Source organism: Caldisericum sp. (genome assembly GCA_022759145.1).
GTDB lineage: Bacteria > Caldisericota > Caldisericia > Caldisericales > Caldisericaceae > Caldisericum.
In genome coordinates this window covers 3,177-14,051 of the sequence record JAEMPV010000040.1, presented here as the reverse complement: position 1 = coordinate 14,051, position 10,875 = coordinate 3,177, and the positions used below count along the sequence as shown (strand labels likewise).

Sequence of the window (10,875 nt, the reverse complement as noted above, 5' to 3'; positions counted from 1 at the left end):
CCTTTGGGGAAAAGTTGGAAAGGGGGCGAAGCCCTCGTTCCAAAATGTGTCACTCCGAGGAGTGAAACGGCGAGGAGTCTCCAATATTGGAGGAGGGAAAAGTCCCCTCCTCCAACTCCACCCAAAAGACCCCATATCGTCACCCCGAACGCAGTGAGGGGTCTCCTCCGTTAAATGGGGGAAGTTCGAAGGGGGTCTTTTAACCCCTTCGATTAATTGGGAGATGCCTCGCAACGCTTGGCATGACAAGACAATCGAGGAGGGAAAACCCCTTCTCCAACTCCACACAATGGATTGAAATTTGGTATTTGTATCCATTTTGAGTTTTTTAATATTTTCCTAATTTTATTATTGACTTGTTTTTTAAGTTGCATATAATTATGTTAAGAGTTTTTTATTTAATGTAAAAAATTGAAGAGAAGGAGGTAGGTATGAAAAAAGTATTAGTAGCAGTACTGATGGTTGCGATGGTTGCAACCCTCTTTGCAGGTTGCAAACCAAAAGCACAGCCTGTAACACTTACAATTTGGCACTCCTGGAGTGGCTCAGAACTCGATGTTTTGAATGAGGCAATTGCTGAGTACAACAAACAGCATCCCGAAGTAACAATCAACCAACTTCAGGTTCCATTCGATCAACTTAAGAACAAGTATCAGACAGAAGCAGCAGCAGGTGGCGGCCCAGATATCTTAGTCGGACCTGCAGACTGGATCGGCGATTTTACAAAAGCAAATCTTATTACCCCTCTTGATTCCTATTTTGATTCAACATTCCTTGCTGATTATGTGAAAGGTGCTCTTGATCAGGTTAAGTATAAGGGCAAGATGATGGCATTCCCAGAATCAACCGAGTGCGTTGCACTTATTTACAACAAATCTCTTGTACCAAATCTTCCAAAGGATACAAACGAACTTATCACCCTTGTAGATTCAATTAGCAAGGGCGATACATATGGAATGGTTTATAACTCAGGTTTCTACTTTACTGCAGGTTATTTCTTTGCAGCAGGTATGAAGCTTTTTGATGACAACTACAATGCAGTTGTTAATCAGGGTAATGGTGGTGTCCTTGCTTTAACATTCCTCAAGAAGTTAGCTTCTGATCCACACTTTATAGTTGCAAACGACTATGGAAAAGCAGACTCAATGTTTAAAGAAGGAAAAGCAGCAATGATTATCAACGGTCCCTGGGCTGTCGGTGATTACACAAAGGCACTTGGGGATAAAGTTGGTGTAGCACCAATGCCAGCCTTTGCAGACACAGGGAACCCATTTGCACCATTCGTAAACACAAAGGATTTCTTTGTTAATGCAAACATAAACGATACTCAGAAGAAAGCAGCAGTTGATTTCATCAAATTTATGGTAAGCAAGGACATTGAGCAGAAGTTCTTCGAAAAAGCAAAACATATCCCATCTAATACAAAAGTTGATACTTCTTCAGATCCAATTATTGCAGGATTCCTTGAACAAATGAAGACTGGCGTTCCAATGCCAATTGCACCAGAGATGGGTGCTGTTTGGGATCCAATGCAAACCGCAATTGATTCCGTTCTTGCAGGAAAAGCAACACCACAGGATGCAATAAACACCGCACAAAAGACAATTCAAGACAAAATTAACGCAATGAGAGGTCAGTAGTAAAATAGTTGATTAAGGGGGGCAACAAAGCCCCCTTTTGTTTATGGGTGAAAAATATGACTGATAAATCAGATGTTAAACTCTGGGAGCAAATAAGAAGGCACAAACTTGCCTATTACTATATCTTGCCCTCCGCAATTGTAATGGCTTTGATAACTGCTTTCCCCATTCTCTATCAGGTATGGATGGCTTTTACGAATTTTAATATCTCTAACTTAAGAAATCCCCATCCTCAATTCGTCGGGTTTGCAAACTTCATAAAGATTTTTACAAATCAAGTCCCTCTTGAAAATTTCAACTTCTGGAGAACATTTGCATTTAATGTCGTATGGACCTTTGCAAATGTCTTTTTACATGTTGCAATTGGCATAAGCCTTGCAGTTGCTTTAAATGCTCCAAGACTTGCCTTGAAGAAAGTTTATAGGACACTTCTTGTTATCCCATGGGCAGTTCCATCTTACATTAGCGCCCTTATATGGAAAAATATGTTTGATGTGGATTTTGGGGCGGTAAACCAAATCCTGAGCTCAATTCTGGGGCATGCTGCTAAAATTCCATGGCTTACAAATCCGAATGCGCCGATCAAAATTTTACCATTCCTATCGTATGCATTTTATGCAGACCTCATTACAAATGTGTGGCTTGGCTTCCCATTTATGATGGTTGTTGCAACGGGTGCACTCCAGAGCATTCCTCAGGAAATTTACGAGGCTGCGGAAATTGATGGAGTAAACGAGAGAGGAAAGTTCTTTAAAATTACACTTCCTTTGATACGCTCAGCTATGCTTCCTGCAATTATGCTTGGCATTGTTTGGACTTTTAACCAGTTTAATGTTATTTATCTTGTTTCGGGGGGAGGTCCTTTGGGGACTACGGAAATTCTTGTAACGCAGGCTTATAAAATAGTTAATCCTGGTGGGCTATACGGAATAGCAAGTGCATTTGGACTTATAGTTTTCTTTATTCTTCTTGGGATTACTTTAATTACAAATAGAGTTACAAGAGCAACGGAGAGCGAGATATGAAAAGGCAAACCATAGAAAGACTCAAGCATATATACCTTCATGCATATATTATTTTCTGGATATTAATTGCGATTTTTCCTGTAATCTGGATTGTTTCGATGTCTCTAAACCCCGTTAATGTCCTTAGACCAACAACACTTCAAATAATTCCAAAAAATGCTACTCTTGAAGCATATATAAAGGTGCTTACCCGTCCGTATGAAGCATATCCTGTTCCTTTTGTAAAACTTCTTTTTAATAGTTTATTTGTTGCAGGTGGAACAGCACTTCTTTCAGTTGCACTTGCGTCTACTGCTGCATATGCTTTCTCACGATTTAGATTCCCCGGAAGGGAGATAGGCTTACTTGGATTTATTGTAACACAGATGCTTCCTGCAACTGCAACCCTTGCGCCACTCTTTGTAATCCTCACACTTCTACATATCCGAAATACTCTCTATGGTTTGATTGTTGCATATGCATCAGGCTCAGTTCCGTTTGCAATATGGAATTTGAAAGGTTATTTTGATACCGTGCCAAAAGAACTTGAAGAGGCTGCCCTTGTTGATGGATGTGACAGGCACCAGGCGTTTACTAAAATTATTCTTCCTTTGTCTATTCCTGCAATTGCAGTTACATTCCTTTTCGGATTTATGAACGGATGGATGGAGTGGATGCTTGCCTGGACTTTCTTAACAAAACCGACAAACTTTACTCTTGCAATGACCCTTTACAATATGCAGGGGCAGTGGAATACACCATGGTCGCAGTTTGCGGCATTCTCCATTATTATTTCGCTTCCTGTAATGGTTGTTTGGTTCTTGTTACAAAAATACATTATTTCAGGGCTTACACTTGGTGCTGTTAAAGGGTAATTGATTTTTAAGGGACTTCTATTCGAGAGCCATTTTCGTCCTTTACAACCCTTATTTGATTTGTAAAGTTCTCTTTTATCTCGTTTAGGTGGCTTATTACAAGAATTTTTTTGAAGTCGCTTTTAATTGCGTTTATTTCTTCGAGTATGTTTGTCCTTCCCCTTGCATCCTGGCTTCCAAAACCTTCATCGATTACAAGCATTTCAAGCGTTGCATTTCTAATATGTGCTAGGAATTTAGCAATACCTAATCTAAGAGAAAAATCAATTCTAAACTTCTCTCCACCAGAGAACAGTTCATATCTTCTTTCAGTTCCCCTATCGTAAATCAGTATGTCGAGGGTTGGCTTTTCAGAATTTTTATCACTTTTTACAGTCTGAAATTTTAGATACATTCCACCGTCTGTAAGCCTTTGCAAGAAGCTATTCACTTCATTTTCAAGGTGCGGAAGATATTCACTCATAATTGCTAACTGCACGCCATTTCTTCCGAGGATCTCTTCAAGTGCATTTAATGCATTAACTCTTTCTTCAAGTTCTATAACAATCGTAGTTTTTTCTTTAATTTCTTCTTTTATCTTACTTATGAGGTTCAAATTTTCTTCTAATTTTGCCTTTGTTATGTATTTTTCTCTCAAAGTGCTATTTAAATCATCAAGTTCTTTAGAAGTTTTCTTGAATTCATCTTCAACATACGAAAGATTTTTTATTTTTGTCGCAAGTTCTGCAAGGTCGTTTTCTTTTAAAGCAATTTCCTTTTTCAGCTCCTCAATTTCGCTTTCCAACTTTTTAATTTGTGCTTGTATATTTTCTATCTTTACATCTGCAACTGTAAGTTTCTGGTATTTTTCTTCGTAAATCCTTAAGGAAAACTCCTCTTCTTTAAGTTTTTTATAGTTAGCTTCATCGAAATTAAGAGCAAAAAGTTTGTCTTCAATCTCTTTAAGTTCCTTTAGCTCATTTTCAATAAATGTTTTGCTTTCGAATTCCTTTTGGAGCGTTTCTAATGTTGAATTTTCTTCCCTTTGCTTTGTAAGGCTCTTTTCGAGATTCGTTTCTTCATTTTTTCTATTTGCTACAAGTTCAAGGAGTGTGTCGTCAATTTTCTTTAGTTTTGTCTCGGTTTCTTCGAGTTCTTTTTTCTTTTTAGTAAATTCGCTCTCTAAAATAGCTTTCTCTTCTATTTCTTTTTTAAGCGTTTCTATGTCGCTATTTATTTTTTCAAGGTCTATGTTATTTTCCTCTTTTTTAATTTCGCTTTCAATCTCTAAAATTCTATTTTCAATATCTTTAATTTCAACTTCTTCTTGCGAAATTTTGTTAGAAATATTTGAAAGGGTTTCTTCTAACTTACCATGAAGGATGAGTTTTTCTTGAAGGTGTTTTTCGCTTTCTAAGATTGTGTTTAGTTTTTTCGATAATTCCTCTCTTTTAACTTTTAACTGTTCTATTGATTTAAGAAAGTTTTCTATATTAGTTTTAAAGTCCTTTAGAAGTTTGTCTCTGTGTTCTTCCGTAAGGGGGCTTCCGCACAAGGGACACTTTGGCTCTTCTGTTGTAGTTATAAGGTTTTCTTTCTCTTTCTCTAACTCGTATGCCTTTTCAAGTGCCGAAATTTCTTTTAATGTGTTTTCGATTTCATTTACAACCAAATCTTTTTGCAAAGCAATGCCTTTAAGATTTTCAATCTCTTTACTAAGTAATACTCTTTCTTCTTCCTTGCTTTTAAGCGCTTCTTCAAAATCCTTTTTTAAATTCTTTATGTTCTCTTTCTTCTTTGTGAGTTCACCCAATTCTTTTTTAAGTCTATTTAAGTTATTTTCAATATTCTTTTCGATACTATTTTTTTGTTCAAGGATATTTTTAAGCCTCTCTTCTTTGAGTAAAAGTTCGCTTTGTCTTTTTTCAAGTTCCAAAACTTCATTTGAAAGTTTATCCTTTATTTCTAATATCTGGTGTTTTTCTTCGCTAAGTTTTTCTATTTCTTCTATATACTTTTCGATTTTCTTTCCCGTATACTCGATTTCATTTTGAACTTCTTCGAGGGACTTTTTGTGTAAGGCAATTTCTTTTAGTTTTGCTTCTTCTTTTGCCTTGATTTCCTTCTCTTTTGAGACTTTTTCGTTTTTAAGATTAATGAATACTAACTCTTTCTCGCTTTCCTTTTCTCTTTTAAGGCGGACATCCTTCAATGTGTTATAGTTACTTATTATTTCATCTTTCTCTTTTAATATCTCGGTAAACTCGTTTAGAGTTTTCTTAAGGTCTTCCAAGTTCAAGAGGTTTTCTTTTAGACGTTTTTCGTAAGCCTCTTTTTCCCTTTTTACGCTTTCGAACCTCTCGTTTAACTTTATAAGTTCACCTTTCAACTTTTGGATATTATCTAAATTATCGCTTACATCCTTTATTCTTTTTTCTAAGGCTGAAATCTCGTCGTTTATAATCCTGTATTGCTCATTATACTCACTATCTTTCTCAATAATTCCCCTCTTTTCCTCAATTTCTTTTCTTGTTAAATCTATCTCTTTTAAAAGTTCCTTTTTTCTTTCTTTTGCAATTTCCTTTGCAGATTCGAATATTTCAAGCCCAAGCATCTCTCGTAAGAGTTCCGCTTTCTCGCTTGGCGTTTTTGTTGTAAAGAAGTCTGCCTGTCCCTGGAGTATAAATGAAGCCCCAATAAAGGTGTCATAGTTAAATCCAAGGATCTTCTGGATTTTTTGCTCAGTATCGGTTATTTTCCCCTCGCTTATGTTTTTAAACATAAGGGCATTTGAATCAAACTCTTCCAGTATGAGGCTTGAGGATTCTTTGTCCTTTCTGTATGTCCTTTTAATCCTGTATCTCTTGCCCTTTTCCCTGAATGTCAGTTCTACCAAAAGTTCTTTTTCGTCGATATTTACGATGTCTCCCTTGTTTCTTGTTATCCCTCTTGCAACGCCAAAAAATGCGTATACAAGTGCATCTATAATTGAAGACTTTCCGTGACCATTATCGCCTGTTATGAGAACTACATCACCTACTTGTGTAAAATCAAGGACTGCCTCGTTTCTGTAACTTAAAAATCCTTTTATCTTGAGTACTTCTGGGATCATTTAATTTTGAATATATCCTTTATCTTTTCTATTGCTTCTTCTGGTGAATTGACAAAGTATATTTCTGCATTTTTGCGAGAATCAAAGTAACGCCCATCGATAAGAATCCTATCTATCGAATCTGCAAAATCTCCTGTTCCTTTTATTATTATCGCAGGTTTCCCATTTTGATAAGTTGATACAAGTTCAAGAAGGGTTCCTATTTTTCCGCCAATCATAACAGTTACATCGGTTGCGTGGATCATAAGGATCGAACGAAAATCCATCCCAAGCCCTGTTGTTATTGGAATTGTAACATATGGATTTGCTTCGCTTACGCTATTCGAAGGAAGAATACCCACATTTATGCCATGAGCATCAAAGTTTCCATGGCAACATGCTTCCATAACACCATCACGGCCGCCTGTAAAAAGTATAAATCCCTCAATGCCAACAAGATACCCAAACCTATATGCAATGCGCTTTACTTCATCACTTATAGGTTCGTTAGGACGCTCAGAAGTGCCTATAAGTCCAACTCGCAGTTTATTCCTCTCCATCGAAATTGATATCCTCTATCTTTATGTTTTCAACTTTTATTGGCTCACCTTCTTTCAATTCATACCGCAAACAACAGACAAGCCTTCCGCATGCGCCTGTTATTTTTGATACATTCATCGGGAGATTTTGCATCTTTGCGTATGTGAGTTCTACGCTTTCAATATCCTTTAGAAAATTTGTGCAGCAAACAGGATACCCACAAGGTCCAATGCCACCAAAAAATCTCATTGCATCCCTTGCGCCAACTTGCCAGAGTTTAATTTTTGTATTGAAAGTAGAAACAAGGTCTTTCACAAGTGCTCTGAAATCAACTCTTGAATCAGCCGTAAAATAAAAGACATATTCCTTTTCGTTTTCATCCCAGATTGTTTCAATAAGATGCATTGGAAGCCCGTGTTCTCTTATTTTCTCCTTGCAAACCTTAAAAGCGCTATTTTCTTTCTTTGCAAGGTTCTCAAAATACTTCAAGTCGTCTAGGTTTGCCTTCCTTAAAATTCTCATTATTCCAAATCTTTCTTTAAGTTTGTCGTATGCCTTGACATCCATTTTTACATATGGACGAACAACCTTTGCAAGCATTGTAGAGTTATTCCTCTCAACAATAACAAGGTCACCAACTCTAAATTGGTTTTCTTCCCTTGGAATAAAGTATGTATGCATATCTTTTCGTAAAAGCACTCCTGCTAAAATTACAATATTGTCAACTATTTCCATAATTCATCCTTTCATAAATTCTCAATTGTAAACACCACACTTAATATTATATGCATTGCGTTTGCATTTGTCAAAAGACCTTCTTTTGCTTTTGTTAGAATGTCGTAAACCTCTTTTATTCTCTTTCCGCTAAATGTAAGGAATTCGTCAGCAATAGTCCCGAGTAAGTCAATATTCTTTATATTTTCAGTTTCTTGTTGTTTTGTTATGAGGATTATGTCTTTCAATAAATCAAGCGCTTCATCTATAAAGTTACCAACGGTAACTGAATTAAATTCACCGTAGTAATCTTTGAATCTCAAAATAAACTTAGTTGCAGGCTCTTTTTTCTTTATGAGGTCCATAAATGTTGCAAGCATAAACTTTCTCTTTTTGAAGTTGTCTTCCTTAATGAGATTTGGCAAATTTTCAAGGGTGCCGTTAAGAATATGTGCAATTGTGCTTGCTTTTTCTTCATCCTCTACATCTTTTTTTACGATTTCTTTTACAACATTTAAAGGAAGTTTACCAAACTTAACAATAACCGCTCTTGATACAATCGTTTCGGGGATATTGTCGATATTCTGAGCGGTGAGTATGTTGAGCGTATTTTTTGGCGGCTCTTCAAGAAGTTTAAGCATACTATTGAAGGCTTGAATTGTTGCATTCTCTACATCTACGAAGATATTTACCCTAAAGCCTTCATAAGGGACAAAAGAGGTGTCGATAACATTTCTCACATCGTCAATTCCGATTGTTTCACTTTCGACAATTTTCAAATTAGGGTGAACCCTATTTTCAATTGCAATACAGGATTTGCAGGTATCGCACCCGTTCAAAGGGTCAATTTGACAGTTGAGTGCCTTTGTAAACTCGATTGCAGCAAGCCTTTTGCCAACGCCCTTTGGTCCTTCGAAAAGAAGGGTTGTAGGAATATTTCTTTTTTCTAATAATTTTCTAAGGTACGAAACTGCTTTTTCCTGCCCTAAGACTTTATTAAGCCCCAATTCCTACCCCAAAATCTTCTCCAGGTATCTATAAAGGTCTGTGTTGTAAATTCTTTCGTATGCAATCTTAAATTGAGGATAAGGCAAGCCTTCAAGGTACCTAATGTGTGATTCAAGTGTAGTCATATTTGCATCCTTATTTATCTCGAGGAAGTAACGCTGCGATGAGTCGGGAATATCACTTTCCATGCCCTCAGGAATTGCAATAAGCCTTATGAAGTTCAGCACATCATCCCTTGTAAGGTTAAGATTCTTGAAGTTCTTTTCTATTTCAGTTGCAAGTGCCTCGTCCTGTTCATAAAAGTGGAGTGAGAATTTATCAAGCGTATCGATTGCGTCTGCAAGATATGCGCCAAGCCCAGCGCTTATGTTGTAGAGTTTTCCTGCAACAAGCACTGCAAGGTCATCAGAGACACCAAGCCCTTTTTTGTGCCTTATGTACTGGAATCTAATATACGAGTGCTTAAGGAAGTCAACATTGCTTGGGTCGATAATGAGCCCAACTCTTCTATACTCGTCTAATTTATCCTCGTGGTCGCCGTGTGCAAGTTGTTCGCCATCAAGCCCTAATTTTTCCATTACATGCATGTCCACAAGATACGGCTTTCCGCCGCCCATATTGAGGTTAAACTTCTTGTTTGCAAGTTTTCTTGTCTCAAAGTCATCCATAAAGCCACCAAGGTATAAACCTCTCAAAACAGAATCAGGGTCGACTTCTATCTCAAGAAAGAGCGGGCATCTCATTAGAGGCTCACCTTTCTTGTTAACAAGATGGGTTCTTCTCTCACCATTCATTACGGCTCTTGCATACTCATAGATTTCATCTATAAGAAGTTGCCTTGATGAGCGAACGATAAATGAATCTCTTCCAAGTGCTATAACTATATCATCGATTGTTGTATCCACAAATTTCTTTCCTTCAAATGCGCCATCTCCATTGTGCGAGTGTCCTTCGATTGCCTGCATAAATAATAAGTCTTCAACCTCAGGCGATGTGTAAAGGTCGTGTTCCTTTTGCATCTTTCTAAAGTCTTTCCATATAAGTTCTCTTGGTGCAATTTTCATAAGCGCCTCCTTAAATTAATTATATTACTTTAATGCCTTTTTTATTACGCCACCAAGGACAACCATATCTCCATCGTAAACAACGAGGCTTTGCCCTTTTGTTACTGCAAATTGCAACTCAACGAATTCAATAATTACATTATTATCAATTTTTCTTACAAGGCACTCGGCAGGCTTTGCCTGGTACCTTACTTTTGCTGTGTATATTTTCTCGTTTGAAATCTCCTCAAGAATATTAACTTCCGTTAATTCGGCTCCCTTAAACAGGCAGTCCTCATAAGTGCCAAGGACAACAACATTTTTAATAGGGTCTGTGTCGATAACATATAGAGGCTCTTTGTAGGACACACCAAGCCCGCTTCTTTGCCCAATTGTATAGAATTGAACGCCTTTATGCTTTCCTAAGATATGCCCATCCTTATCAAGGATATCTCCTTCTTTTTCTTTTAGGAATTCTTTTATCGTATTCTTTATGTTTCCTTTTATAAAACAGAGGTCCTCGCTTTCCCTGGATTCAGGAATGTCTAATGACTTTGCAATTTCCTTAACTTCGCTTTTTTGATATGTGCCCAGGGGAAATAAGATGTGTTTCAGGTCTCCCTTTTTAAGCCGCCAGAGCATATACGATTGGTCTTTAACAGGGTCAACTCCCTTCAAAAGATGCATGTCTTTAATTCTTGCATAATGCCCCGTTGCAAAAAGCCCATCGCCAAACATATTTTTTACTTTTTCAAATCCTATACCGAATTTTATCTTTTCATTACAAACAGTGCATGGATTTGGTGTAAAGCCTTTGCTTAAACTTTCAAAGAAATAGTTCTTAACAAGTTCGCTAAATTCATTCGATACATCTATCTCAACAAATGGCACATTAAGTTTTCTTGCGATAATCTGTGCATTTGAAATATTGCAGCACCTTGATAAACTCTCTTCCTTCTCGAGCCTGAAGAACGCCGCAAC

General features: G+C 37.1%; 9 protein-coding genes. 3 read left to right on the top strand and 6 right to left on the bottom strand.

The window, feature by feature from the left end:
- Positions 1-431: 431 nt before the first annotated feature.
- The 3 genes from JHC30_02615 to JHC30_02605 are packed head-to-tail and all read left to right on the top strand — an operon-like array spanning position 432 to position 3,519.
- Entirely contained in the window at positions 432-1,640 is a 1,209-nt protein-coding gene (locus tag JHC30_02615) for a maltose ABC transporter substrate-binding protein (protein ID MCI4463048.1), read from the top strand.
- A gap of 56 nt (positions 1,641-1,696) precedes the next feature.
- Positions 1,697-2,665, top strand: a complete 969-nt coding sequence (locus JHC30_02610) for a sugar ABC transporter permease (protein ID MCI4463047.1) — start codon at positions 1,697-1,699, stop codon at positions 2,663-2,665.
- Positions 2,662-3,519, top strand: a complete 858-nt coding sequence (locus JHC30_02605) for a sugar ABC transporter permease (protein ID MCI4463046.1) — start codon at positions 2,662-2,664, stop codon at positions 3,517-3,519. The genes JHC30_02610 and JHC30_02605 overlap by 4 nt, the downstream gene beginning before the upstream one ends.
- A gap of 7 nt (positions 3,520-3,526) precedes the next feature.
- On the opposite strand, the gene JHC30_02600 is transcribed toward JHC30_02605, so the two are convergent.
- The 6 genes from JHC30_02600 to mnmA form a co-directional block, all read right to left on the bottom strand.
- On the bottom strand, positions 3,527-6,610 hold the full coding sequence (locus JHC30_02600; protein ID MCI4463045.1) for an SMC family ATPase: 3,084 nt from the start codon (positions 6,608-6,610) through the stop codon (positions 3,527-3,529).
- The gene (locus tag JHC30_02595) at positions 6,607-7,149 is read right to left on the bottom strand and encodes a TIGR00725 family protein (protein MCI4463044.1); all 543 of its coding nucleotides are present in this window, start codon (positions 7,147-7,149) and stop codon (positions 6,607-6,609) included. Before JHC30_02595 ends, JHC30_02600 begins: the two co-directional genes overlap by 4 nt.
- Positions 7,136-7,864: a hypothetical protein gene (locus JHC30_02590; GenBank protein MCI4463043.1), complete on the bottom strand. Its 729-nt coding sequence runs from the start codon at positions 7,862-7,864 to the stop codon at positions 7,136-7,138. Before JHC30_02590 ends, JHC30_02595 begins: the two co-directional genes overlap by 14 nt.
- Before the next feature lie 11 nt (positions 7,865-7,875).
- Positions 7,876-8,850: a hypothetical protein gene (locus JHC30_02585; protein MCI4463042.1), complete on the bottom strand. Its 975-nt coding sequence runs from the start codon at positions 8,848-8,850 to the stop codon at positions 7,876-7,878.
- A 3-nt stretch (positions 8,851-8,853) separates the two neighbouring features.
- On the bottom strand, positions 8,854-9,915 hold the full coding sequence (locus tag JHC30_02580) for a hypothetical protein (GenBank protein MCI4463041.1): 1,062 nt from the start codon (positions 9,913-9,915) through the stop codon (positions 8,854-8,856).
- Between the two features lie 24 nt (positions 9,916-9,939).
- A partial coding sequence (mnmA, locus tag JHC30_02575; protein ID MCI4463040.1) for a tRNA 2-thiouridine(34) synthase MnmA occupies positions 9,940-10,875 on the bottom strand: 936 nt, incomplete at its 5' end.